The 23,963-nt window shown below is 68.6% G+C and carries 21 protein-coding genes and 1 riboswitch; of the genes, 7 read left to right on the forward strand and 14 right to left on the reverse strand.

Annotated elements, in window-relative coordinates:
* Positions 1-2,120 (forward strand): AAA family ATPase (locus BST28156_RS20690; protein WP_174903254.1); only part of this gene is annotated, 2,120 nt, incomplete at its 5' end.
* Positions 2,117-2,521 carry an alternative ribosome rescue aminoacyl-tRNA hydrolase ArfB gene (arfB, locus tag BST28156_RS20695; RefSeq protein WP_040127038.1) on the forward strand — a complete coding sequence of 135 codons (405 nt, stop codon included), beginning with the start codon at positions 2,117-2,119 and terminating at the stop codon, positions 2,519-2,521. The genes BST28156_RS20690 and arfB, both read left to right, overlap by 4 nt.
* A 75-nt stretch (positions 2,522-2,596) precedes the next feature.
* Here the strand turns inward: arfB and BST28156_RS20700 are convergent, their stop codons facing one another.
* From BST28156_RS20700 to thiC, 5 genes are all read right to left on the reverse strand, one after another.
* Positions 2,597-3,880, reverse strand: a complete 1,284-nt coding sequence (locus tag BST28156_RS20700) for an EAL domain-containing protein (protein WP_060241655.1) — start codon at positions 3,878-3,880, stop codon at positions 2,597-2,599.
* Between the two features lie 210 nt (positions 3,881-4,090).
* Positions 4,091-5,017 (reverse strand): DMT family transporter, encoded by a 927-nt coding sequence (locus BST28156_RS20705; RefSeq protein ID WP_174903255.1) that lies wholly within the window; start codon positions 5,015-5,017, stop codon positions 4,091-4,093.
* 163 nt (positions 5,018-5,180) lie between these two features.
* The gene (locus BST28156_RS20710; protein ID WP_060241659.1) at positions 5,181-5,438 is read right to left on the reverse strand and encodes a hypothetical protein; all 258 of its coding nucleotides are present in this window, start codon (positions 5,436-5,438) and stop codon (positions 5,181-5,183) included.
* 324 nt (positions 5,439-5,762) lie between these two features.
* On the reverse strand, positions 5,763-5,975 hold the full coding sequence (locus tag BST28156_RS20715) for a YMGG-like glycine zipper-containing protein (protein ID WP_040127041.1): 213 nt from the start codon (positions 5,973-5,975) through the stop codon (positions 5,763-5,765).
* A gap of 236 nt (positions 5,976-6,211) precedes the next feature.
* Entirely contained in the window at positions 6,212-8,143 is a 1,932-nt protein-coding gene (thiC, locus tag BST28156_RS20720) for a phosphomethylpyrimidine synthase ThiC (protein WP_040127042.1), read from the reverse strand.
* Positions 8,144-8,265: 122 nt separating this feature from the next.
* Positions 8,266-8,383: riboswitch (TPP riboswitch) on the reverse strand.
* Positions 8,384-8,557: 174 nt separating this feature from the next.
* Here thiC and BST28156_RS20725 point away from each other — a divergent pair.
* The 3 genes from BST28156_RS20725 to BST28156_RS20735 all read left to right on the forward strand — a co-directional run bounded on the left by BST28156_RS20725 (position 8,558) and on the right by BST28156_RS20735 (position 10,382).
* Positions 8,558-8,824 (forward strand): pentapeptide MXKDX repeat protein, encoded by a 267-nt coding sequence (locus BST28156_RS20725; RefSeq protein ID WP_174903256.1) that lies wholly within the window; start codon positions 8,558-8,560, stop codon positions 8,822-8,824.
* A gap of 116 nt (positions 8,825-8,940) precedes the next feature.
* Positions 8,941-9,573: a cytochrome b/b6 domain-containing protein gene (locus tag BST28156_RS20730; protein ID WP_174903257.1), complete on the forward strand. Its 633-nt coding sequence runs from the start codon at positions 8,941-8,943 to the stop codon at positions 9,571-9,573.
* A 20-nt stretch (positions 9,574-9,593) separates the two neighbouring features.
* A complete protein-coding gene (locus BST28156_RS20735; RefSeq protein ID WP_174903258.1) occupies positions 9,594-10,382 on the forward strand; it encodes a molybdopterin-dependent oxidoreductase in 789 nt (262 codons plus the stop codon).
* A 51-nt stretch (positions 10,383-10,433) separates the two neighbouring features.
* Here BST28156_RS20735 and BST28156_RS20740 read toward each other — a convergent pair whose 3' ends face one another.
* Both BST28156_RS20740 and BST28156_RS20745 read right to left on the reverse strand, forming a co-directional pair.
* On the reverse strand, positions 10,434-10,715 hold the full coding sequence (locus tag BST28156_RS20740; RefSeq protein WP_060241667.1) for a helix-turn-helix domain-containing protein: 282 nt from the start codon (positions 10,713-10,715) through the stop codon (positions 10,434-10,436).
* Positions 10,712-11,065: a type II toxin-antitoxin system RelE/ParE family toxin gene (locus tag BST28156_RS20745; protein WP_060241670.1), complete on the reverse strand. Its 354-nt coding sequence runs from the start codon at positions 11,063-11,065 to the stop codon at positions 10,712-10,714. Before BST28156_RS20745 ends, BST28156_RS20740 begins: the two co-directional genes overlap by 4 nt.
* A gap of 489 nt (positions 11,066-11,554) precedes the next feature.
* On the opposite strand from BST28156_RS20745, the gene BST28156_RS20750 reads away from it, so the two are divergent.
* Complete coding sequence (locus BST28156_RS20750) at positions 11,555-12,733, forward strand: EamA family transporter (RefSeq protein WP_174903259.1); 1,179 nt, start codon at positions 11,555-11,557, stop codon at positions 12,731-12,733.
* Positions 12,734-12,763: 30 nt separating this feature from the next.
* Here the strand turns inward: BST28156_RS20750 and BST28156_RS20755 are convergent, their stop codons facing one another.
* The 7 genes from BST28156_RS20755 to BST28156_RS20785 all read right to left on the reverse strand — a co-directional run bounded on the left by BST28156_RS20755 (position 12,764) and on the right by BST28156_RS20785 (position 19,907).
* Entirely contained in the window at positions 12,764-13,960 is a 1,197-nt protein-coding gene (locus tag BST28156_RS20755; protein ID WP_174903260.1) for an MFS transporter, read from the reverse strand.
* A gap of 186 nt (positions 13,961-14,146) precedes the next feature.
* On the reverse strand, positions 14,147-14,971 hold the full coding sequence (locus BST28156_RS20760) for a phosphodiesterase (RefSeq protein WP_174903261.1): 825 nt from the start codon (positions 14,969-14,971) through the stop codon (positions 14,147-14,149).
* A gap of 41 nt (positions 14,972-15,012) precedes the next feature.
* A complete protein-coding gene (locus tag BST28156_RS20765; protein WP_174903262.1) occupies positions 15,013-16,044 on the reverse strand; it encodes an ABC transporter ATP-binding protein in 1,032 nt (343 codons plus the stop codon).
* A gap of 13 nt (positions 16,045-16,057) precedes the next feature.
* On the reverse strand, positions 16,058-16,948 hold the full coding sequence (locus BST28156_RS20770) for an ABC transporter permease (RefSeq protein WP_174903263.1): 891 nt from the start codon (positions 16,946-16,948) through the stop codon (positions 16,058-16,060).
* Between the two features lie 11 nt (positions 16,949-16,959).
* Positions 16,960-17,784, reverse strand: a complete 825-nt coding sequence (locus BST28156_RS20775) for an ABC transporter permease (RefSeq protein WP_174903264.1) — start codon at positions 17,782-17,784, stop codon at positions 16,960-16,962.
* A 6-nt stretch (positions 17,785-17,790) separates the two neighbouring features.
* Positions 17,791-18,819: an ABC transporter substrate-binding protein gene (locus tag BST28156_RS20780; RefSeq protein ID WP_174903265.1), complete on the reverse strand. Its 1,029-nt coding sequence runs from the start codon at positions 18,817-18,819 to the stop codon at positions 17,791-17,793.
* A gap of 62 nt (positions 18,820-18,881) precedes the next feature.
* Positions 18,882-19,907: a LacI family DNA-binding transcriptional regulator gene (locus tag BST28156_RS20785; protein WP_060241686.1), complete on the reverse strand. Its 1,026-nt coding sequence runs from the start codon at positions 19,905-19,907 to the stop codon at positions 18,882-18,884.
* Positions 19,908-21,191: 1,284 nt separating this feature from the next.
* Here BST28156_RS20785 and BST28156_RS20790 point away from each other — a divergent pair.
* On the forward strand, positions 21,192-23,825 hold the full coding sequence (locus tag BST28156_RS20790; RefSeq protein ID WP_174903266.1) for a neutral/alkaline non-lysosomal ceramidase N-terminal domain-containing protein: 2,634 nt from the start codon (positions 21,192-21,194) through the stop codon (positions 23,823-23,825).
* Positions 23,826-23,963 lie beyond the last annotated feature (138 nt).

A 23,963-nucleotide genomic window follows, 5' to 3' on the forward strand; every position in this document is an offset into this window, starting at 1 on the left:
CGGCGCGCTGGGCCGCGCGCGCGGCGTTCGCGACCAGCCGCGCGACGGCCGGCGGCCACGTGTGCGTGTCGCTCGTCGCGCTCGCGCAGCGCTACGAGGCGCCGCTCGACGACGTGCGCGCGGCGCTCGCCGCGAGCGGCGTCGTCGCGTTCGGCACGCTCGCGCGCGGCGACGAGCGGCCGCTGATCGTCGACCGGCACGACCATCTGTACCTGTCGCGCTATTTCGACTACGAGCGGCGGCTGGCCGACGCGCTCGTCGCGCAGGCCGGCGTCGCGATGCCCGACGACGCGCTGTCGCCCGAGCGGCTGCGCGCCAGTCTCGCACGCTATTTCGGGCCGGCGACGGCGGAGGTCGACTGGCAGCGCGTCGCGGCAATCGTCGCGCTGACGGGCCGCGTGACGATCGTCAGCGGAGGCCCCGGCACCGGCAAGACGACGACCGTCGTCGGCGTGCTGGCCTGCCTGCTCGACGCGCATCCGGCGCTGCGCATCGCGCTGGCGGCGCCGACCGGCAAGGCCGCGCAGCGGATGCAGGAAGCGCTGCACGCGCGCGCCGGCGAGCTGCCGCCCGAGCTGGCGGCGCGCCTGCCCGACACGTCGTACACGCTGCACCGGCTGCTCGGCGGCGGCGGCGCGACGGGCTTCCGTCACCATCGCGACAATCCGCTGCCGTACGACCTGATCGTCGTCGACGAAGCGTCGATGATCGACGTCGCGCTGGCCGCGCATCTGCTCGATGCGCTCGCGCCGGGCGCGCGGCTCGTGCTGCTCGGCGACAAGGACCAGCTCGCCGCGGTCGAGGCGGGGGCGGTGTTCGCCGAGCTGAGCGCGCGGCCGACCTTTACCGCCGCGGCGCGCGCGCGCATCGCGCAGGCGCTCGGCATCGACGAGGCGGCGTTCGTCGCGGCGCTGCCGGTGCCGGATGACGGCGCGGCGGCGGTGTCGAATTCGGCTTCAGTTTCGACTTCGGCGGCAGCGCCGGTATCCGCACGCAAACCCGCGCGACGCCCCGCAGTCGACACGCGGCAGGCCTCGCTTTTCGACGACGAACCGCAGGACGATGCGCGCACGCCGGCCGGCGTGGCTGCGGCGCATTCTGACGAGGCGATCGCCGCGCTCGATGCCGGCGACGCGCCCGCGTGGATCGAGGCCGACGAACTCGCGTGGCTGGACGCTGCGGTGCTGCCGCCGTTCGACGCCGGCGATGCGGCGCTTGCTTCTGCAGCGTCGACGACGACGCCACCGTCCGGCGATACCGCGCCTGCACCGACATCGCCCGCGCCGCTCGCGGACTGCGTCGTGTGGCTCGAGCGCAATTACCGCTTCGGCCTCGATTCGCCGATCGGCCGGCTGTCGCTCGCGATTCGCCGCGGCGACGTGCAGGCCGCGCTCGACGCGTTGCCGGCGGACGACGCAGCCGCCGCATCGTTTCACGACGACGCGGGCGAGACGCTCGCGGCCGCCACCGTCGAGCGGCTCGCGCGGCGCTTCGGCGCGTATCTCGACGCATTGCGCGATGCGCTGGCCGCGCCGGCGCCCGATCCGCTGCCGCTGTTCGATGCGCTCAACCGCTTCCGGATCCTGTGCGCGACCCGCAACGGCGCGCGCGGCGCCGAGCACGTCAACGCGCTGGTGGCCGCGCACGTGCGGCGCGCGGCGCGCGTGCCGCTCGCGGTCGGCGCGCACTGGTTCACCGGGCGGCCGATCATGGTCACGCGCAACGACTATGCACTCGGGCTGTTCAACGGCGATATCGGCATCGCATTGCCCGACACGCACGGCGTGTTGCGCGTGTGGTTCCGGCGCGCGGACGGCACCGCGCGCGCGGTGTCGCCGGCCGCGCTGCCGCCGCACGAAACCGCGTTCGCGCTGACGGTCCACAAGTCGCAGGGCTCGGAGTTCGACGAGGCCGCGCTGGTGCTGCCGGCGACGTTCGGCCGCGTGCTGACGCGCGAGCTCGTCTATACGGCCGTCACGCGCGCGCGCACGCGCGTGCAGGTGATCGGCCCGCGCCGCGTGCTCGCGCAGGCGGTCGCGACGCGCACCCAGCGCGACTCGGGGCTGTCGGCGCGCGTCGACGAGGCGCTCGCGCGGCGCCGCGCGGAGGCCGCGCGATGATGATCCGCTATACGCTCGATCCGGCCGAGGTCGAATGGACGGCCGTGCGTGCGCAGGGCGCCGGCGGGCAGAACGTCAACAAGGTGTCGAGTGCGATTCACCTGCGTTTCGACATTCGCGCGTCGTCGCTGCCGCCCGTGCTGAAGGAGCGGCTGCTCGCGCTGTCCGACCAGCGCATTACGCGCGACGGCATCGTCGTGATCAAGTCGCAGGAACACCGGACCCAGGAGAAAAACCGCGAGGCCGCGCTCGCACGGCTCGATGCGCTGATTCGCGGCGTCGCATTCACGCCGCGTGCGCGGATCGCGACGCGGCCGACGCGTGCGTCGAAGGAACGGCGGCTCGAGCACAAGGCGCGCCGCAGCGTGGTGAAGTCGGGGCGCGGCAAGATCGTCGACTGATTCGCGAGCGGCACGGGCTGCAATCGTTTGCCGACCGGCCAACAGCGGTGGCGGGCCGCCCGTTCGCGCCGCCGCCTAGCGCATCACGGTGCCTGCGCTGTCGAGCACGAAATCGACGCAGAACACGACGAGCCGGTCGCGTGCGCGGGTCGCGACGGCGGCCGTATAGCAGTCGCGGCCTTCGGTCAGCGAGAAGTGCGGCCCCATCAGCGCGACGCGGCCGGGCGCGGCGATCGCGCGCTGGAAATACGGGCGGCGCGACCAGTTGCTGTGGGTTTCCGGAAACAGCGGCGCAAGGCGCGTGCCGCCGGCCGGGCCGTCGTCGGGGGGCGGCGCGCCGATCGACGGCAGGAACTGTTCGCCGATCTCGTCCGTGACGAACACGCGGCGCGCGGCCGGCACCGCGAACACGCGCTGCGCGGCGTCCTGCAGGTTGCCGCTCGCGGCGAATGCGGCCGCGCCGGCGAGCACGAGCCGCTCGATCGCGTCGAAGCCCGGCTGGGTGGCGGCGACCGGCACATGCCGGCGGGCGATGAAGCGCCGCCATGCCGCGTCGAGCATCGCCGGCGCGGCTGCGCTCGCGTGCGCGATCGACGCGTCGGGCTGGCCGAACTGGAAGCCCTGCACGAAATCGATGTCGGCATCCATCAGCGACTGCAGCGTGTCGTCGCTTTCGACGCCTTCGGCGAGCACCATCGTGCCGGCCTGGTGCAGCATCGAGACGAGGTGGTGCATGATGCGGCGGTCCTCGCCCGACCACGTCGAGCGCTCGACCAGCGAACGATCCAGCTTGACGATGTCGGGCCGCGCGCGCCACACGCGATCGAAATTCGAGAAGCCGGTGCCGAAATCGTCGATCGCGATCAGGAAGTCGCGGTGCTGGATCATGTCGATCGTGCGCGCGAGCGCGGCTTCGTCGCGCGCGGGCTGCTCGACGACTTCGAGCACGATGCGGTTCGGCGGCAGCGCGAAATGCCGGCACAGCGCTTCGACGAACTCGCGCTGCACGAGGCCCGAATCGAGCACGCGCGGCGTCACGTTCAGGAACAGCCAGCCGTCGCCGATCCCCTGCGCGACGAAATTGGCCGTGTGCAGGCAGCGGGCGAGCCGGTCGAGCAGCAGCGCGTCGGCGTCGGCGCGCGTACGGTCGAACAGCGCGGTCGGCGAGATCAGCGCGCCGTGCGCATCGACGACCCGCAGCAGCGCTTCGTAGCCGACGACCCGCTTGTGCGTGATCGACAGCACCGGCTGGAATACGCTGCGCAGCGTGGTGTTGCGATAAGTGGCGAGCCAGCCGGCGGGAGTCGGAGTGAGACGGGCGAGCAGGGAGTCGAGCGAGAGGTCGCGGGAGGGCTTCATGTCAGCGGCGCCTCGGGGCGATCGGCGGGGCGGTATCCCGCCGCCACGCATAAGCAGTCGCGCGCGAAGATGGACGCGGCAGAACGTGGGGCATCGTGACTGCCTTCTGCGGATGAGTGTCTGGAGTGTACCGGGAATGACGCCGGTCGCGTATCAGGGTAACTCCACACGCGTGCGGTCGCGGCGGCGTGCCATGCCGCCGTCCGCGGTTCAGACCGCTTCGCCGCCGCGCGGCCCGAGGCCCGGAATGCGCCGGATCACGCCGGTTGCGAGCGCGGTGCCGACCAGCACGATCGCGCAGCCTTCGATCATCGCGAGCGACACGTGTTCGCCGAGGAACAGCGCGCCCCACAGCAGGCCGAACACCGGAATCACGAACGTCACGGTGATCGCCCGGGCCGGGCCGACATGCGAGATCAGGTAGAAGAAGATGAAATACGCGATGCCCGTGCACGCAATGCCGAGGCCCAGCACCGCGCCCCACGCGTGCGCGCTGACCGGCGCGGCCGGCCACGTCGCGAGCGCGAACGGCAGCAGCAGCACGGTCGAGCCGATCATGCTGCCGGTCGCGTTGATCAGCGGATCGACGCCGCCGAGCTTGCGTTTCGTGTAGTTGGCCGCGATCCCGTACAGCAGCGTCGCGCCGAGCGCCGCGGCGGCGGCGAGCGCGGTCGCGCTGGCGCCGGTGCTGCCGTGCGCATTCGCGATCTGGTCCCATACGAGCGTGAGCACGCCGGCGAAGCCGATCACGAGACCGAGCGCGCGCGGCAGCGACAGCTTGTCCTTCAGCCACAGGTACGCAACGAGCGCGCCCCACAGCGGCGTCGTCGCGTTGATCACCGACGTCACGCCGGCCGACAGCGTCAGTTCGGCGAACGCGAACAGGCAGAACGGCGCGCCCGAGTTCAGCACGCCGACGACGAACAGCGGCCACGCATGACGGCGCAGCCGCGCGACGAGATCGGCGGGCTTGAAGCGCGTCAGCGCGAGCGCGATCAGGAACAGCGCGCCGATGCCCACGCGCAGCGCCATCAGCGGCGCGACGCCGAACTCGGCGACGCCGATCCGGATGAACAGGAACGACGCGCCCCACAGGGCAGCGAGCACGGTCAGCAGAAGGGCGTTCTTGGCAGACATCGGGCGGGGCGTGACGAAAGGGATGCGGTGAATCTTACACTGCGCGCCCCGGCTGTCGTTTCACGCTCGAATGAAACGACAAGAAACGGCAATACGAGGCGGCGCCGGCGATGTCGTCACGGCATCGCCGGCGAGCGGGACCGGGTAGCAAGCGGTGCGGCGGTCAGTGGTGACGCCAGCCGCCGCGTCCGCCGCCGAAGCCGAAACCGAGCGATATCGACGGGCCCCAGTAGCCGCCCCATGCAGGCGCATAGGCGGGGGCCGGATAGTAGTACGCGGGGCCGGGATCCACGTAGACGGGCGCAGGCTGAACCGGCGCCGGCGCGGCCGCGTAATAGCCGGACGGATAGTAGCCGTAAGGGTAGTAGCAGCCGGCGAGCGTCGAGCAGGCGAGCGCTGCGGCGACAAGGGTCCTGTTCATGATGTCACTCCGGCAGGCCGGCAAGCGGCCGATGCTTGGGGGCTGTCCATGCCGGCTGCGGACGGCGGGCCGGCCTGCGACCGGTCGCGACCGGCGCCGCCCCGCGATCGACTGTTTCAAACCGGAGAAGGGCGCGCGGCATCGACATGGATCCAGCTTACGCCGCGCGTCGATGACACGGTGTACAAAACGGTAACGGATCATTTCCGTCGGCCGCGCCGCGCGCGGATGCCGGATGTAAAAACGGCGTTTCCGCAACGCGGAAACGCCGCTCGGCCGGATGCCGCTGCCGCACGTGGCGTGGCCGACGGGCGGCGGGACGGCTTACTTGCCGACCTGGTTGCCGATGATGCCGCCGGCTGCCGCGCCGCCGAGCGTCGACAGCGCGTTGCCGCCGATCGCCGCACCCGCTACGCCGCCGACCCCTGCACCGATTGCCGTGTCGCGCTGACGTCTCGACATCGAATCGCAGCCCGACAGGCTGGCCATTGTCGCGACGAGCAGTACGCATATTCCGATACGCCGGGTCGAGTTCATGGTCGTCGTCCTTGTGTTGTGAAGGAAGGCGCGCAGCCGCCGGGCGACCGCGCATGAATTCAATCTACGCGCGCTCCGGCAGCGCTTCTGTAAGGACTTGTTAAGCTAATCGCGGTTTCGTAATCATTTGTTTCGCACGCGCCCGCGGGCATGCGGGATGCGCAGCACACCGCCCGGCGTAAAAAAGCCCGCTCGAAAGCGGGCTTCGTGCATCGCGATGCGGTGCGTCGCGGCGTTTATTGCCGGTGATAGATTTCCGAGCCGCTCTTCACGAATTCGACGGCCTTGACTTCCATCCCCTTTTTCAGCGCGTCGGTTTCGGACACGCCCTGCTGCGCCGCGAACTCGCGCACGTCCTGCGTGATCTTCATCGAGCAGAAGTGCGGGCCGCACATCGAGCAGAAGTGCGCGACCTTGGCCGAATCCTTCGGCAGCGTTTCGTCGTGGAATTCGCGCGCCTTGTCGGGGTCGAGACCGAGGTTGAACTGGTCTTCCCAGCGGAACTCGAAGCGCGCCTTCGACAGCGCGTTGTCGCGCACCTGCGCGCCCGGGTGCCCCTTCGCGAGGTCGGCGGCATGCGCGGCGAGCTTGTACGTGATGATGCCTTCCTTCACGTCGTCCTTGTTCGGCAGGCCGAGGTGCTCCTTCGGCGTCACGTAGCACAGCATCGCGGTGCCGAACCAGCCGATCATCGCGGCGCCGATGCCCGACGTGATGTGGTCGTAGCCCGGCGCGATGTCGGTCGTCAGCGGTCCGAGCGTGTAGAACGGCGCCTCCTTGCACCAGTCGAGCTGGAGATCCATGTTCTCCTTGATCAGCTGCATCGGCACGTGGCCCGGACCCTCGATCATCACCTGCACGTCGTGCTTCCACGCGATCTGCGTGAGCTCGCCGAGCGTCTTCAGCTCGCCGAGCTGCGCTTCGTCGTTCGCGTCGTAGATCGAGCCGGGGCGCAGGCCGTCGCCGAGCGAGAAGCTCACGTCGTACGCCTTCATGATCTCGCAGATCTCTTCGAAGTGTTCGTACAGGAAGCTTTCCTTGTGATGCGCGAGACACCACTTCGCCATGATCGAGCCGCCGCGCGACACGATGCCGGTCATCCGGTTCGCGGTGAGCGGCACGTACTGCAGGCGCACGCCCGCGTGGATCGTGAAGTAGTCGACGCCTTGCTCGGCCTGCTCGATCAGCGTGTCGCGGAAGATTTCCCAGGTCAGGTCCTCGGCCTTGCCGTTGACCTTCTCGAGCGCCTGGTAGATCGGCACCGTGCCGATCGGCACCGGGCTGTTGCGGATGATCCACTCGCGCGTTTCATGAATGTGCTTGCCGGTCGACAGGTCCATCACCGTGTCGCCGCCCCAGCGGATCGCCCACGTCATCTTGTCGACTTCCTCGCCGATCGACGACGTGACGGCCGAGTTGCCGATGTTCGCGTTGATCTTCACGAGGAAGTTGCGGCCGATGATCATCGGCTCGGATTCCGGGTGGTTGATGTTCGCGGGGATGATCGCGCGGCCGCTCGCGACTTCCGAGCGCACGAATTCCGGCGTGATCTCGGTCGGCGCGTTCGCGCCGAAGGCCGCGGCGCCGAACGCCTGGCCCGGATGCTGGCGGCCCATCATCGCGGCGAGCTTCGCGCCGTTCGGGCCGCTCGCCTTCAGGCTCTCGAGGTATTCGGCGCGGCGCTGGTTCTCGCGGATCGCGATGAACTCCATTTCCGGCGTGATGATGCCCTGGCGCGCGTAGTGCATTTGCGTGACGTTGCGGCCGGCCTGCGCGCGGCGCGGGTTGCGGTGCAGGCCCGGGAAGCGGAGGTCGGCGGTGGCCGGGTCGGCCGCGCGCTCGCGCCCGTACTGGCTCGACAGGCCCGGCAGCGTCTCGGTGTCGCCGCGCGCCTCGATCCAGCGCTGGCGCAGTGCCGGCAGGCCTGCGCGGATGTCGATCTTCGCGTCCGGGTCGGTGTACGGGCCCGACGTGTCGTACACGTAGACCGGCGGATTCTTCTCGCCGCCGAAGCCGGTCGGCGTGTCGGCCTGCGTGATTTCGCGCATCGGCACGCGGATGTCGGGCTGCGAGCCCGTCACGTAGATTTTCCGCGAGTTCGGCAGCGGCGCGATGGCAGCGGCATCGACGTGGGCGTCGGCAGACAGAAACTTCGGATTGGCGTTCATGCAATCTCCTTGTCGGCCCGAGTTGGCGCGCTGGCGTTCACCCGGGTCCCGTGACGAATGTGGGGCTCGAGCTAAGCAGGAGACGAGGCTTGGTGAGGCGGCGGATTTCGTCAGAGGGATGGCGGCGAAATCCGTACGCTTCCCTGCGCTGGCATTATCCAGATCAGGTTCAAAGGGTATTTCTCACCCACAACGCCGGCCGGTTCGACCGGGAGCATTGCAGGACCCCCGCGTTAGCAAGGGCACACGATACACCGCCTTGGCGGCGGTTTCAACCGGTTGCCGAGCGGCGCTCGCGGTGCGCTGCAGCATCGGCGCTCTTGCCGCCGCCCGAAAAAATTTTCGGCGTCGCTGTCATTTCCGGCGACCTGCGCCGTCTATTCGGCTCCTCAACCCATGTACCGGAGTAATGTCATGAACAAGATCCTGATGGCTGTCTGCGTCGCTGCTTTCACTATGCTTGCGACCGGCGCCCATGCGCAGAACGATGCGATGTCGAAGGACGGCACGTCGATGTCGAAGGACGCGATGGGCCACGATGCGATGGCGAAGGATGGCGCGATGAAGAAGGACACGATGCAGAAGCACGCGATGAAGAAGGATGCGATGAAGAAGGACGCAATGGGCCACGACGCGATGGGCAAGTCGACGCAGGGCGACAAGATGAGTCCGTCGAACTGAGCGATGCATGCGGGGCGCGGCCGGCGCGTGCGCCGGCGCCGCGCCAGGCGACGGCGCGCGATGCGCATTCGGCTGCGCGCGTCGCGGACCGTCGCATCCTTCCGGGAGTCTTCATCATGCAAACCGTATCCGCCCCCGATCGCGCGGCTGCGCCGCCGCCCGTGCGCTCGATCCATCCGGCGTGGGTGCGCGCGAGCCACTGGCTCAACGCGCTCGCGGCCGTGCTGATGGCGCTGTCCGGCTGGCGCATCTACGATGCGTCGCCGATCTACCCGTCGTTCACGTTCGCGCACGGCATCACGCTCGGCGGCTGGCTCGGCGGCGCGCTGCAATGGCATTTCGCGGCGATGTGGCTGCTGGTCGGCAACGGCGTGTTCTATCTCGCGATGGCGATCGCGACCGGACGCGTCGCGCGCAAGATGCTGCCTGTCACGCCGGTATCGGTCTGGCGCGACGTGCGTGCGGCGCTGCGCGGCCGGCTGTCGCACGACGACCTGAGCGTCTACAACGCGGTGCAGCGCGCCGCCTACCTGACCGCAATCGTCGATCTCGTGGTGCTGGTGCTGTCGGGGCTCACGATCTGGAAGTCCGTGCAGTTCCCGCTGTTGCGCGAACTGTTCGGCGGCTACGACAGCGCGCGCGTCGTGCATTTCTGGGCAATGGCGCTGCTCGTCGCGTTCTTCGTCGTGCATGTGGCGATGGCGCTGCTGGTGCCGCGCTCGCTGCTTGCGATGCTGCGCGGCCGCTGATCCGCGCAAAGGAACTCATCATGTCCGAATCCGCAGACAAGCGCGCGCGTTCGCGCTGGACGCTCGACCGCCGCGCGCTCGAACTCGACGTGCGCCGCGAACTGGACATGCCGTCGCGGCGGCTGTTCAACCGGCGCGTTCTGACGCTCGGCGGCCTGACGATGCTGACCGGCTGCACGCTGCAGGACGACGCGTCGGTCAACGCATTCCTCGAGAAGGTGTCGCGCATGAACGACCGCGTGCAGGCGTGGCTGTTCAGCGGCGAACGGCTCGCGCCGACCTACACGGAGGCCGACCTCACGCGGCCGTTCCCGTTCAACGCGTATTACGGGATCGACGACGTGCCGCACGTCGATGCGTCGAGCTACCGGCTGGTGCTGTCGGGGCGCGTGACGGGCAAGCGCGTGTGGACGCTCGACGAGCTGTATGCGCTGCCGCACGCGGAACAGATCACGCGGCACATCTGCGTGGAAGGGTGGAGCGCGATCGGGCGCTGGGGCGGCACGCCGTTCGGCGCGTTTCTCGCGCGCGCCGGCGCCGACACGCGCGCGAAATACGTCGGCTTCAAGTGCGCGGACGACTACTACGAAAGCATCGACATGCCGACCGCGCTGCATCCGCAGACGCTGCTCGCATTCGACTACGACGGCCGCCGGCTGCCGCCGGAGTTCGGCTTCCCGATGAAGCTGCGGATGCCGACCAAGCTCGGCTACAAGAACCCGAAGCACATCATGGAGATATTCGTGACCGACACGTATCCGGGCGGCTACTGGGTCGACCAGGGATACAACTGGTTCGGCGGATCGTGAGGCGCGGCGCGGCGGCGGATGTGTGCGCCCGCCGCGCGCGGCGCCGGTGCACTATGCGGACGCGCGCACCTGCAGGTCGACGCGCAGGCCGGCCGCCGCGGCCATGTTGACGAGCGCGTCGAGCCCGAACAGGTTGATCTTGCCGCGCATCAGGTCGGACACGCGCGGCTGCGTGACGCCCAGCAGCTGCGCGGCCTGCGCCTGGCTGAGTTCGAGCTGCGCGAGGCGCTGCTTGAGCGCGATCATCAGTTCGGAACGCAGCTTCATGTTCTCGGCCTCGGCCGGCGTGCTCTCGATCGCGTCCCAGACGCTCGGATAGCGTTTCTCGGTCATCGTTTCCACTCCATCAACAGGGCGCGATAGCGCCGGGCGGCCAGCTCCACGTCGGGCCGGCTCGTGCGGGCCGATTGCTTCCGGAAGCAATGAAGCACGTAGACGGCCTCGGCGAACGTCGCGACATAGACGATCCGGAATGCGCCGCTCGCGTCGCGGATGCGAATCTCCCGCACGCCGGGGCCGATGGTGCGCATCGGCTTCCAGTCGTCGGGCTCGTGGCCGCGCTGCACCTGGTCGATCTGATGGCCGGCTTCGCGTCGCGCGGGCGGCGGGAAGTCGCGCAGATCGGCGAGGGCGCTGCCGACGAAGACGACGGGCTTCGGTGGAAGGCTGGTTGAATTATACAAAATTTTGTATGGGTTGTCAGGGTTGTGGACGAACGGAAAAGGCGACGCGATGCGCGCGCCGTACCGTCACCATAAGCGCGAGACAGCCGCTGTCGTACATAACCGGCCGACAGGCCGATGTAGCCGGCGCGACAGGGTGCGCGCCGCATCGGCGGCTGATTCGGAGCGCGTCGCGTTCGCCGCCGCCGCCGGTCCGGCCCGCTCGTCGCGCGAAAATGTCGCGCCGAAACGTCAGTCCCTATCCTTTCAGCCAGGTCGGCAGATGCTTTCTAATCCTTAATGCGATAATGCGCGACGTGCGCAGCCAAAGCGGTTGCGCACGTTTTTTTGTCCCTCTGCCGCCGCTTGCCGGTTCTTATTCGTCGCCGTTCGCACTGCCATGTCGTTCCGCACGTCCGCTTCCGCCTTCCCGGTCCCGTCAGGGCCGTTTGCCGGCATCGCCGGCGTCTTTCAGCGGAGCACGCGGCGCGACGTGCGGGCAGGCTGACGATGACGCCGCTCGACCGCCTCCTCGATTTCCTGGCCCGCCTGCCGATCCGGATCCGCCTGCCGCAGAGCCGCGGCGGCCGCGTCGCGCTGGCGCTCGTGTTCATCTACTTCGTCTGGGGTTCGACCTACAGCGGCCTGCATTTCGCGCTGCAGTCGTTCCCGCCGCTGATGCTGTCGGGGCTGCGCAACCTGCTCGGCGGGATCGGCCTGTTCGTCTTCGCGCTGCGGCGCAAGCCAGAATGGCCGACGCTGCTGGAGATCCGCAACTCGGCGATCGTCGGCACGATGCTGGTCGCGCTGTCGTCCGGCACGATCGCGCTCGGGATGCGCACGGTCAGCAGCGGCTCCGCCGCGGTGATGGTCGCCACGGTGCCGCTGTTCGCGACCGTGATCGCGGCGGTCGCCGGGCGGCCGGTGACCAAGGGCGAGTGGGCGGCCGTCGCGCTCGGGATGGTCGGGATCGTCGTGCTGAACTCGGGCGGCGCGGCCGCCGACAATTCGGCGCTCGGCACGATCTGCGTGCTGGCCGGCGCGCTGTTCTGGGCGGGCGGCGCGCATCTCGCGACGCGGCTCAAGCTGCCGTCCGACCTGTTCCTGTCCACGTCGCTGCAGATCGGCCTCGGCGGGTTGATGTCCACGATCGTCGCGTGGCTGCTCGGCGAGCACATCGAGCACGTCGCGGTGGGGCCGGTGTTCGCGTTCCTCTACCTGATGGTGTTCTGCACGATGGCCGCGTATGTCGCGTACGGCTACCTGATCCGGCACACGAGCCCGATCATCGCGAGCAGCTGCATGTACGTGAACCCGATCGTCGCGGTCGCGCTCGGCGCGCTGATGCTCGGCGAGCCCGTGACGACGGCCACCGTGGTCGCGACCGTCGCGATCCTCGGCAGCGTCGGGCTGTCGTTCCTGTTCGATCCCGCGCGCCGGCCTGCGGCCCGGGCGGCCGCTGCTGCTGCGCCGGCCGTGGCGACGGCACCGGCAGCGGACGCGGCATCCGCGCCCGATCAGATCGCCGTGCCGGACGACGCACCGATCCTGACGCCTTCGGCCGTCCCGCTCGCGGTGCCGGCGCCGGCCGCCGTCGTCGACCCGGCTGCCGTGATGGATCCCGCGCAGGCGTTTGCGCCGCCGCCCGCCGCTGAACCGTCCGCGGCCGCGACGCGCGCCGACGCCTGACGCAGCCGCCCCGGGCCGCGCCGGCTGCGCTCAGCCGCCGCGCGCGCCGCGATGATGGAACCAGCCGGCGAGCGCGGTAAACAGCAGGCCGGCCGCGCACATGCCGGTCCAGCCGAACGCGTGCCACGCGGCGACGCCGACCGACGAGCCGAGCGCGCCGCCGATGAAGTAGCACACCATGTACACCGTGTTTACGCGGCTGCGCGCGTCGGGCTTCAGCGCATAGATGCGCGACTGGTTCGAGATCTGCGCGGCCTGCACGCCGACGTCCAGCACGATCACGCCGATCACGAGCCCGACGAGGCTCGACCCCGACAGCGCGAAGATCACGAACGACACCGCGAGCAGCGCGATTGCGAGCGAGATGATCGCGCGCGGGCCGCGCTTGTCGGCGAAGCGTCCCGCATAGGGCGCGGCGAGCGCGCCGGCCGCGCCGACGATGCCGAACAGGCCGGCCGCCTGCGGGCCGAGGTGGAACGGCGGGCCGGCGAGCAGCAGCGTGAGCACCGGCCAGAACGCGCTGAATGCCGCGAACAGCGCGGCGCCCGTCAGCGACGCCTCGCGCAGTCCGCGCAATTCGACTGCCAGATGCCACATCGAACCGAGCAGCTTGCCGTACGGCAGCGTCGACGTCGGCGAGCTGCGCGGCAGCCGCAGCACGATCACCGCGGCGAGCGCGACGAGCGCCGCGACCGATGCGCCGAACACCGTGCGCCAGCCGAAATACTCGGCGACGAAACCGGCGGCGGTGCGGGCCAGCAGGATGCCGAGCAGCAGCCCGCTCATCACGGTGCCGACCGCATGCCCGCGTTCGGCCGGCGGCGCGATCTCGGCCGCGAACGGCACGGCCTGCTGCGCGATGGTCGCGAGCACGCCGATCGCGAGGCTCGCGACGGCGAGCACCGCCAGCGACGGCGCGACGGCCGCCGCGATCAGCGCGATCGACAGGCCCGCGATCTGCATCAGGATCAGCCGGCGGCGGTCGAACCGGTCGCCGAGCGGCGCGAGCAGGAACATCCCGGCCGCGTAGCCGAGCTGCGTCGCGGTCGGCACGGCGCCGATCCACGACGCGCCGTCGGGAAACGACGCGCGGAAGCTGTCGAGCAGCGGCTGGTTGTAGTAGATGTTCGCGACCGAGACGCCCGCGATCGTCGCGAGCAGCAACAGCAGGCTGCGCGAGTAGTGGGGCGAGGCTTCGGCCGGACGGTCGGTGGAGGCGGTGGACATGGCTGCGCGGTGCGGAGTTGGGCGTCCGGCACGTGGCGCGCGTGGCGGGCGCGCAGGCGCGCCGGACGTCGATCGAGGGTGCCGATCATACCGGAGCACCGTGAATCCTGCCGGACAGCGGGCTGACAGGCGCGATGGGGCCCGACCCATGGCGGGGAGGGGATTGCCTTCCCGCCGGCCGGTTCGTCAGTCGACCAGCTCCCCGGTCGGCTCGTAGAACGGATAGGGTCCGTCGCCTTCGTCCACGTACACGTGATGCGACGTCATCCCCGCTTCCGGCGTATGCCGATGCACCGCGAACGCCGGCGGCTCGAGCCGGAACGCGGACGGCGCATCGGCGCGCAGGTCGAAAGCGACCTGGTGCGCGGGCGCCGGCACGGCCGACGCGAGCGTGCCGCCGAAGCGCGTGAACATGGTGCGGTGCACATGACCGCACAGCACGCGTTCGACGTTGGGGTAGCCGCGCAGCAGCGCGTCGAGTTTCGCGGCGGCCTGCGGCGCAAGGCGCAGCGCGTCCATATGCGCGATCCCCGCCACGAACGGCGGATGATGCAGTGCGACGATCACCGGCCGCTCGCGTGCCGCGTCGAGCTGGGCGGCAAGCCAGCCGAGCCGCGCATCGCACAGATCGCCGTGGCTCGCGCCGGGCACCTGCGAATCGAGCGCGAGCACGCGCACCGTGCCGACGTCGAGCGCGTACTGCACGAATTCGCCGCCCTGCAGCTCGGGGCGATCGGCGAACGCGCGGCGCAGCCCGGCGCGATCGTCGTGATTGCCGATCATCAGGTAGTACGGAATCTCCAGCGGCGCGAGCAGCGCGCGCAGATGGCGGTATTCGTCGTCGTGACCGAAATCGGTCAGGTCGCCGGTGACGAGCACCGCGTCGGGGCGCGGCACGAGCGCATTCAGGCGCGCGATGCAGCGCGCGAGCGCGGCCGCCGTGTCGACGCGCCGGTATGCGAGCTGGCCCGGCCGCTTGATGTGGAGATCGCTGATTTGAGCAAGCAGCATCGTCGTTCCTCGGAATCGTCGGATAGTGATGGGACAGCGCATCACGCGCCGAGCGCGATCAGGCCTTCCGCCGCGATCGCGATGCCGACGGCCGTGCCGCGGGCAAGCTCGACACGGCCCGGCACGTCGATCACGATCGGCTCGGGCGCCGCGTGCTCGATCGTGAGCCGCGTGCGTTCGCCGAGAAACGCGCACGCGCCGACCGCGCCGCGCAGCGGCGCATGCGCGGGATCGGCGAGCTGCGCGTCCTCGGGACGGAAGAACCACTCGTCGGCGGCGTGCGGCGTGACGATTGCGCCGCCCGTCGTCACGAGCGCGCCGTCCCGCCATTGTCCTGCAAGCCGGTTCAGCGTGCCGATGAACTGCGCGACCGTGCGGCTCGCGGGCCGGTAGTAGATGTCGCGCGGCGTGCCGATCTGCTCGATGCGGCCCGCGCCCATCACGACGATGCGATCGCCGAGCTCCATCGCCTCGGCCTGGTCGTGCGTCACGTAGACGGTCGTCACGCCGAGCTCGCGCAGCAGCGCGTTCATCTCGCGACGCAGCACGTCGCGCAGCTTCGCGTCGAGCGCGGTCAGCGGTTCGTCGAGCAGCAGCACGCGCGGACGCACCGCGAGCGCGCGGGCCAGCGCGACGCGCTGGCGCTGGCCGCCCGACAACTGGTCGATCGGCTTGTCGGCGTGCGCGTCGAGCCGCATCATCGCGAGCAGCTCGTCGACGCGCTCGCGCAGCGCACGCGGCTCGGTCCTGCGAATCTTCAGCCCGTAGCCGACATTGCCGCGCACCGTCAGGTTCGGAAACAGCGCGTAGTTCTGGAACACCATGCCGACCTGCCGGCGCTCGATCGGCAGCGCCGTCACGTCGTCGTTGCCGAACGCGATCGTGCCGCCGGCGTCCGGTGTGTCGAGGCCCGCGATCAGCCGCAGCGTGGTGGTCTTGCCGCAGCCCGACGGTCCGAGCAGCACGAGCGTTTCGCCCGCGCCGATCGACAGGTCGAGCGGTTCGAGCACGCGCGTGCCGCGAAACGTCTTCGCGCAGCGGGTCAGCGTGATGGGAATGGAATCGAGTTTCATCGGGACAGGAAAGTCAGCGAGGGCGGCGCTTCGCGGCGCGCGTGCCGGACGGATCGACGCCGAGCCACTGCATGGCGACGAGCAGCGGCAGCGTCATCAACAGGAACAGGATCGTGTACGCGCTGCCGACTTCGAGACGCAGCGACGCATAGGTGTCGGCGAGGCCGACCGGCAGCGTCTTGGTGTCGGGCGTGTGCAGCATCCACGTGAGGTTGAATTCGCCGATCGACAGCGTCAGCACCGCGAGCGCGCCCGCGACGATGCCGGGGCGCAGGTTCGGCAGCACGATCGTGACGAAGCGCGTGGCGAACGACGCGCCGAGGCTGGCCGCGCCTTCCTCGAGCGTGCGCAGGTCGGCGCTGGCCGCGACGGCCGCGACCGCGCGCACCATGAAGGGCAGCGTGAACACGACGTGGCCGGCGACGATGAACCACAGGCTCATCCGGAATGCGGTGAAGCCGCCGTAGACGATCAGCAGCGCGAGCGCCGACGCGAGGCCCGGCAGCGCGACGGGCAGCACCAGCGCTTCCTCGATCGCGCGCGCGGCGCGGCCCGGGCTGCGCGCGAGCGCATAGCCGGCCGGCACGCCGACCACGAGCACGATCGCGAGCGTCGCGAACGCGACGGCGAGCGACAGCCAGATCGAGCCGTGATACTGCTGCCACACCTGTTCGAGCCAGCGCAGCGTGAGGCCGCTCGACAGCCCGCGGAAATAGTTGACGGTCAGGCCGGCGAGCACCGACATCACGACCGGCACGATCAGGAACGCGCACAGCAGCAGCGTGACGCCCCATTGCAGCGCGGCGATCGCGCGCGCGCCGGTGATGCGCGGCGCGCGCCGGGCGACGCCGGTCGCGTGCGCCGGGGCAGGCGACTGGGTGGAAGAGCCGGAAATCGATGGCATGACGGCAATCCTCAGGCCGCGGCGGCGGCGGTGTGGCCCGTGAAGCGGCGCGCGAGCGCGAGCACGGCCCATGTGACGACGCCGAGCACGATCGACAGGCCGGCGGCCGTCGCGATGTTCGCGTTCAGCGTGAACTCGGTATAGATCGTCATCGGCAGCACGTTCAGGTCGGTCGCCAGCGTGAACGCGGTGCCGAACGCGCCCATCGCGGTCGCGAAGCAGATCGCACCGGCCGCGATCAGCCCCGGCGCGAGCGCGGGCAGCACGATGTCGGCGAAGACGCGCCACGGCGACGCGCCGAGCGAGCGTGCGGCTTCCTCGAGCGACGCGTCGAGCTTCGAGGCGGCCGCGATCACGGTGACGATCACGCGCGGAACGGAGAAGTACAGGTAGCCGACGAACAGCCCGGCGATCGAATACGCGAACACCCACTTGTCGCCGGTCAGCTTCGCGGACAACACGCCGATCAGTCCCTGCCGCCCGGCGAGCATGATCACCATGAAGCCGACGACGACGCCCGGGAACGCGAGCGGAAAGGTCAGCAGCGCGAGCAGCACGCGCTTGCCGGCGAATTCGCGGCGCGCGAGCAGCAGGCCGGAAATCGTCGACAGCGCGAGCGTCGCGAGCGTGACGCCCGCGGACAGCGCGACGGTCGCGCCAAGGCTTTTCATGTAGCGCGCGTCGCCGAGCAGCGCCGCGTACCGCGCGACGAACCCGCCGTCGGCGGAGACCTGCACGAGCGCGGCCATCGGCAGCAGCCAGAACGCGGCGAACACCGCGAGCGCCGGCGCGACGAGCGCGATGCGCCAGCGCAGCGGGAAGGTCAGGTCGAGCATCGGCGCTTACTGCATCACTTGCAGGTATTGCTGGCCGAACGCCTGCTGGCCGGCGGCCATCCTGCCGAAGTCGACCGGTTTCGCGCGCGCATACTCGCTGGCCGGCAGGAATTTCGACGCGATGTCGGCGGGCAGCGTCTGCGCGCGCACCGGACGCAGATAGGCGCTGGCCCACAGCTTCTGGCCTTCGTCGGACAGCACGAAGTCGAGCACCTTCTTGCCGTTCGCGTCGTGCGGCGCGCCCTTCACGAGGCTCATCACGTACGGCACCGCGATCGTGCCTTCCTTCGGGATCACGAACTCGACGTTCGCGTTGTCCTTGTACTTCGCGCGGTATGCGTCGAAGTCGTAGTCGAGCAGGATCGGAATCTCGCCGGACAGCACGCGTGCATACGCGGTCTGCTTCGGCACGATCGGCGCGTTCGCCTTCAGCTTGCGGAACCAGTCGAGCGCCGGCTTGAAGTTGTCGAGGCTGCCGCCGAGCGCCTGGTTGACGGCCACCGCGCCCGCATAGCCGACGAACGCGCTGGACGGATCGAGATAGCCGACCATGCCCTTGTATTCGGGCTTCAGTAGATCGGCCCACGAACGCGGCACGGGCTTGCCGTCGAGCGCGTCCTTGTTGACGAAGAAGCCGAGCGTGCCCGAGTGGATCGCGAACCAATAGCCTTGCGGGTCCTTCAGGTTCGCGGGGATGTCGTTCCAGTGCGCGGGCTTGTACGGCGCGATAACGCCCTTGTCCTTCGCCTGGAACGCGGAGGACACGCCGAGGTAGACGACGTCGGCGACCGGGCTCCTCTGCTCGGCGATCAGTTGCGCGATCGCCTGCCCCGAGTTCTTGTTGTCGAACGGCACGCGGATGCCGGTTTTCTGCTTGATCGCGGCGATCTGCGCGGCCCAGTCGGCCCATTCGGGCGGGCAGTTGTAGCAGATCGCGGTTTCGTCGGCATGGGCCGCGCCCGCAGCGGCGATGAGAGCGGCGCAGGCGAGCGGGGCTGCGAGCGCGCGCAGCAGCGAGGTCGGACGAATGGGCACGGTGAGGTCTCCGGACGAGGGTGGGTCGCACGTCGCCGCGCACGCCGGCGCGGCGCGTGCGTTCAGGCCTGGCGCAACTGCAGGTCGGCGGCCGGCGGCGCGACCGTCGCGCCGTCGCGCACCGCATGCGGCAGGATCAACGACGTGCGCTCGATCGTCGCTCCGCCGATGGATTCGACGAGGCGCAGCCACGCGTGACGGCCGATGTCGCGGTTCGGCGTCGCGACGCTCGCGAGCGGCGGCGCGAGCAATTCGCCGAGCGCGATGCCGTCGAAGCCGAGCACCGACAGGTCGTCGGGGATCGAGAAGCCCGCGCGGCGCAGGCCGCGCATCACGACCATCGCGAGCAGGTCGTTGCTGCAGAACAGCGCGGTCGGGCGCGTCGCTTGCGCGGTCAGGTGCGCGAGCACCGCGTCGGGCAATTCGGGCGCGTTGAAGTCGACCTCGACGGGCGGCAGCGTCGCGACGCCGCTTTCGTCGAGCGCCTGCGCATAGCCGAGATGGCGCTGGCGCGCGCGGTCCGACGCGGCGAGCGAGCCGGCGAGCATCAGTACGCGACGGTGGCCGCGCGCGGTCAGCAGCCGCACGCCGTCGTACGCGGCGCGGCGATTGTCGACGGACACCGACGGGCGGCGCTGCGTGTCGTTGTGCATCAGCACGTAGTGCGGGCCGTCGCGGTCGAGCATGTCGAGCAGCGGGTGCGTGTCCGCGTCGGCGACGGTCAGGATCAGGCCTTCGACGCGCTGCTCGCGCAGCGTTTCGATCGCGTGGCGCTCGCGCGCCGCGTCGTATTCGGTCGTCATCAGGATCAGCTTGAAGCCGGCCGCGGTCGCGAGCTCGTCGATGCCTTGCAGGCAGTCGGCGAACACGGGGTTCGACAGCGTCGGCAGCACGACGCCGATCAGGCGCGTGCGTTCGCCGCGCAGCTGCCGGCCGAGGGGGCTCGGGCGGAACTGCAGCGTGTCGATCGCCGCGCGGATCGTTTCGAGCGTGGCGGGGCTGACCGTGTGCGGTGCGTTGATCGCGCGCGACACGGTGGCGATCGAAAAGCCCGACAGGGCGGCGACATCCTTGATGGTCGAGGTCATGTGGGAACGCGATGTAAACGTTTTCGGCAGGCTGATTATCGAAAACGTTTATGACCTGTCGATGACGCGTGAAGGGAGCGTATCGCGGCGTGCGGGCGGTCCGGCCGAAAGACGGGCGGCGCGGCGGGCAGGGCAGTCCGGATTGTATCGGCGGATGCGGCGATGCGGCGTGAAATCGGGTGCGTTGGCGCAGGCGCGTCGGTTACGGCGGATTATTCAGGCGACGCAGCGTCGCGTCGGGCGTGCGAAAGCACGTTTTGTCGATGCGCGGCCTGCGCGAATCGGGGACCGCATGCGCGACCAATGGTAGAATCCCGTCCGCCCTGTTGCCGGGGTGATGAAATTGGTAAACATAGCGGACTTAAACGATTGAGTGCCCGGCCGGAAACGGTCGGTGCAGAACCCTTCAAATTCGGCGAAACCCCTGATGTGTGCATCGAGGCAACGCCGAGCCAAGCCTCGCGGCCTGCGCGAGGAAGGTGTAGAGACTAGACGGGGGGCGCCTAAGGCGCACGGGCACGCAGCACGCCCGCGCGCGACGGTGAAGGCATAGTCCAGCGCACGAACGATGTCGTTCCGACGACGTCGGCTTCGAAAGAAGCAGTGTGACGAAAATCCGCCGCCTTAACTGGCTTGCCGGTTCGAGCCCGGTCCCCGGCACCAGCTATTCGTTCGCAGATGTTTGCGGAAATCCGAAAACCCGTGATGGCGTAAGGCTTCGCGGGTTTTTTTATTTCCAGTCGTCCAGTAACGTCTGCGTGAATCCGGGGGCATGTGGGGGACCTCCAGTTTCCGATTCAAACGTATCAACCTGGCCTCATCGGATTGGCCGAAATTGACCAAATAATGGCCGTCATTCACTGCTAGGTGATTTTTGGCATCTCTAGGCTTTTGCCATAAACCGGCGGCTTTTTCCTCCGTGCCGACGTGATGCGATCAGAACGCGGACGCTACGAGGAAGCTGGCGTGACACCGCATGCGGCACGAAAAAAAAGAGATGCGGCGGCAGCGTAATTGGCAATTGCACGCCCCGTATATCCCGGGCACCGCGTTAACGCAAACACAATGCACCAAGCAGGGTTTCTGCCGGGATGCGACAACCCGCCCGCCACGACAGGCGCTGGTTGGTGACCTGAGGAACTGGTCTGGCGACTGACGCCGGCTGTGTCGGCCTTTCCGTGACCTTCTTCGGGCAAAGTGCTTTCCAGCGCGCGTTTCGCCGCTGAATCCTTGTGGTGTTGGGCGGTTGCGACGCGCCACCGGACAATTGAGGAGACCATAAAAATGAACCACAAGCAGATCGCATGGCTGCCCGTGTTAGCCCTGGTTGCGGGTTGCAGCGGTGGAGACGCCGCAGCGCCTTCGATCAGCGCGGGCGACGCGTCATCCAGCGTAAAGTCCGCCCGCAAGGATGCGATGCAGGATTCGGCCGGTATTGCCTGCATGATCGGCAGCCCGTTGAACGACATCGGCAAGTCGTCAACGCTGTCCGTCGACGGGGTTACCTACACGACCTCGCATCAGCCGGATGCCTCCGGCCCGCTGGAGTTGCCGATCAGCGGCGCCGGGACGCAATCGGGCGCTTGCGGCGGCGCCGGCGGCTATCTGTATGGCAGCGGCATTTACGAAACCACCGGGCCCATCGGTGGCGGTCCCACCGGTCATTCCGACCTAGTGGGGCACGAAGTGCCGACGCAGGTTCCAAACGGCATCAACATGCGGTTGTTTGCCCGGGCCTTTGCGATCAAGTCTCCCTGCAACGGCAAGCAGATCATGTTCGTCTCCACCGACCAGGCATTTCCGTCCGGCCTTCTGAGGCAGGAGGTTCTGTCCATGGTCGCAGCCGATCCCGTGCTGTCCCGCCACTACGGCTCGGAAAACATCATGCTGTCCGCCACCCATACGCACGCCGGGCTGGGCGGATATGGCGAGCCCCAGGCGTTCCCCGATCTCCCCAACGGAACACCGCAACTCCTGAAGGATCTGTACGCCAAGATACCCGGCACTCTGTCGAGCACCAGCTTTTTCGACAGCGACGATTTCAAGGCTGTCAGCACCGGGATCGTGCAGGCGATGCGCCGGGCTCAGGCCAACCTGATGGCGCACCCCGATCCATCGCCGATCCGGATGTCGATCGGCGAACTGCTCAACACTAACTACACGCGCAGCCCGCTAAGCTATCGTCAGAACTCGCCGGCCGAACGCGCCCGGTATATGGATGCCAACGGGCATGAAGTGAACGTGGACAAGCGCTTCCTGCAGCTTAGTTTTGTCCGTAACGATGGCAGCCCGGTCGGTGTGCTGAACTGGTTTGGCGTACATCCGACCGCGATGGGTAACCACAACCGCCTGGTCTCCAGCGACACGAAGGGTTTTGCGTCCCTTGGCTTCGAGAAGCTGATGGGGACGGTGTATGAGCTGGACACCGGCGCTCAGCTCGGCGGGGCCGACAATTTCGTGGCCGCATTTGCGCAAACCGACGAAGGAGACACGGCCTCGGAGCTCTTTGCCTTTGACAAGGGTGTTAACGGCAGCGATGCGCCCGGCAACGGCGTCCCCTATCGATATCGGCTGGGCACGAACGATCCATACGAATACGGCGAGCCGGGCTTCGCGCGCGGCCAGCGCAAGGCCGTCGAAGTCTACGGAACCAAGCAGTTGACGCAGGCGCTCAAGCAGTACGCTCGAGGAGGCAGTCTGTCCGGACCGATCGACTATCGGTTCTTCTATGTCGACATGAGCAGCGTCATCGTGACGGACCCGGTCGTTTTGAATGGACTGCCTGCCTCCGACTTGCCCACTTCGCTTTATGCGGACAACCCCAAACGCACCTGCACTGGCGGCTCCGGCATGGCGTTCCTGGCCGGCGCGCCCAACGGCGAAGGCTTTCTGGCTGCCGGCTACACCTGTGCGGCCACCGCTCCGTTCCCGTATTTCGACGATGCGCGCAATCACTACAACGGGCTGTTCAACGGGCAGGGCTATCTGACCATTTACGACGGCAACACGCCTTATTCGGTGCCACTGAACGGTGTGGCCTTGTCCGGCACGCTCGCGCCCTTGCTTTGTGCGACGACCGCGATCAGCCCCGGCTTTTCCTGTCAAAAGGAAAAGCCGACGGTGGCGCAATTCCCGGGGCAACTGACGCCGCTCCAGATATTTCGGATCGGCAACCTGGCGATTCTGGGCGTGCCGTGGGAGGTGACGACCATGGCTGCCCGCCGTCTGCGCCAGACAGCCCTGAGCGTATTGGCGCCCGTCGGCGTCGATACCGTCGTCATCGCGGGGCTTTCCAACGCCTATCTGGATTACATGGCGACGCGCGAGGAATACTCGGCGCAAATGTACGAGGGGGCGTCCACGATTTATGGGCCGTGGCAACTGGCCGCCGCCATGCAGGAGATGCGCAAGCTGGCGGGAACCATGGTGAGCGGCCAGCCTTCGCCCGATGGTCCGACGCCGACCTTCACGCGCGGGGACGCCGCACCGATTACCACGGACCAGCCCGCGGCATTCGGCAAGACCCTGATCGATGCCGAGTCCGAGTATCACCAGGGAGACGTGGTCGATGTGAAATGGCAAGCCGGCTACCCCGGAAACGATCCGAAGACGATGTCGGCCTACCTCTTTGTCGAGAAACAGAACGCTAGCGGCGGATGGGACTCGGTCGCTACCGAAAGGGATCACGAGGTCGTCTTTGTGTGGAACTGGAGTCAGAGCGCGGCGCTGTCCTTCGCGCACAGGATCGACTCGTCGACGGCAGAGGCGATATGGGAAATCCCGAAAAACACGGCGCCTGGAATCTATCGGATACGGCATGCGGGGGTATATCGCCTGTCGGTGTCGGCCAATCCGACGCCCTATACGGGCTTGACCCGCCCATTCAAGGTGACAGGCAGTCCCGCTGCCTGCCGATGATCCGATATCGACAGCGTTCGGTCGCGATGCACGGCGAATCGGCGCGCATGCGTCGTTGACCATCGTTGGCCGTTACGCACCACGAAAATGGCCGTACCGAACTGGGTCCGCATATCTTTTGTTTTTTACATTCGTCTG

This window comes from Burkholderia pseudomultivorans (assembly GCF_902499075.1).
In the GTDB taxonomy this organism is placed as follows: domain Bacteria; phylum Pseudomonadota; class Gammaproteobacteria; order Burkholderiales; family Burkholderiaceae; genus Burkholderia; species Burkholderia pseudomultivorans.

Excerpts from the sequence above, each read along its gene's own strand:
- arfB (WP_040127038.1), top strand. The coding sequence starts at position 2,117 with ATGATGATCCGCTATACGCTCGATCCGGCCGAGGTCGAATGGACGGCC.
- BST28156_RS20700 (WP_060241655.1), bottom strand. The coding sequence starts at position 3,880 with ATGAAGCCCTCCCGCGACCTCTCGCTCGACTCCCTGCTCGCCCGTCTC.
- BST28156_RS20705 (WP_174903255.1), bottom strand. The coding sequence starts at position 5,017 with ATGTCTGCCAAGAACGCCCTTCTGCTGACCGTGCTCGCTGCCCTGTGG.
- BST28156_RS20710 (WP_060241659.1), bottom strand. The coding sequence starts at position 5,438 with ATGAACAGGACCCTTGTCGCCGCAGCGCTCGCCTGCTCGACGCTCGCC.
- BST28156_RS20715 (WP_040127041.1), bottom strand. The coding sequence starts at position 5,975 with ATGAACTCGACCCGGCGTATCGGAATATGCGTACTGCTCGTCGCGACA.
- thiC (WP_040127042.1), bottom strand. The coding sequence starts at position 8,143 with ATGAACGCCAATCCGAAGTTTCTGTCTGCCGACGCCCACGTCGATGCC.
- BST28156_RS20725 (WP_174903256.1), top strand. The coding sequence starts at position 8,558 with ATGAACAAGATCCTGATGGCTGTCTGCGTCGCTGCTTTCACTATGCTT.
- BST28156_RS20730 (WP_174903257.1), top strand. The coding sequence starts at position 8,941 with ATGCAAACCGTATCCGCCCCCGATCGCGCGGCTGCGCCGCCGCCCGTG.
- BST28156_RS20735 (WP_174903258.1), top strand. The coding sequence starts at position 9,594 with ATGTCCGAATCCGCAGACAAGCGCGCGCGTTCGCGCTGGACGCTCGAC.
- BST28156_RS20740 (WP_060241667.1), bottom strand. The coding sequence starts at position 10,715 with ATGACCGAGAAACGCTATCCGAGCGTCTGGGACGCGATCGAGAGCACG.
- BST28156_RS20750 (WP_174903259.1), top strand. The coding sequence starts at position 11,555 with ATGACGCCGCTCGACCGCCTCCTCGATTTCCTGGCCCGCCTGCCGATC.
- BST28156_RS20755 (WP_174903260.1), bottom strand. The coding sequence starts at position 13,960 with ATGTCCACCGCCTCCACCGACCGTCCGGCCGAAGCCTCGCCCCACTAC.
- BST28156_RS20760 (WP_174903261.1), bottom strand. The coding sequence starts at position 14,971 with ATGCTGCTTGCTCAAATCAGCGATCTCCACATCAAGCGGCCGGGCCAG.
- BST28156_RS20765 (WP_174903262.1), bottom strand. The coding sequence starts at position 16,044 with ATGAAACTCGATTCCATTCCCATCACGCTGACCCGCTGCGCGAAGACG.
- BST28156_RS20770 (WP_174903263.1), bottom strand. The coding sequence starts at position 16,948 with ATGCCATCGATTTCCGGCTCTTCCACCCAGTCGCCTGCCCCGGCGCAC.
- BST28156_RS20775 (WP_174903264.1), bottom strand. The coding sequence starts at position 17,784 with ATGCTCGACCTGACCTTCCCGCTGCGCTGGCGCATCGCGCTCGTCGCG.
- BST28156_RS20785 (WP_060241686.1), bottom strand. The coding sequence starts at position 19,907 with ATGACCTCGACCATCAAGGATGTCGCCGCCCTGTCGGGCTTTTCGATC.
- BST28156_RS20790 (WP_174903266.1), top strand. The coding sequence starts at position 21,192 with ATGAACCACAAGCAGATCGCATGGCTGCCCGTGTTAGCCCTGGTTGCG.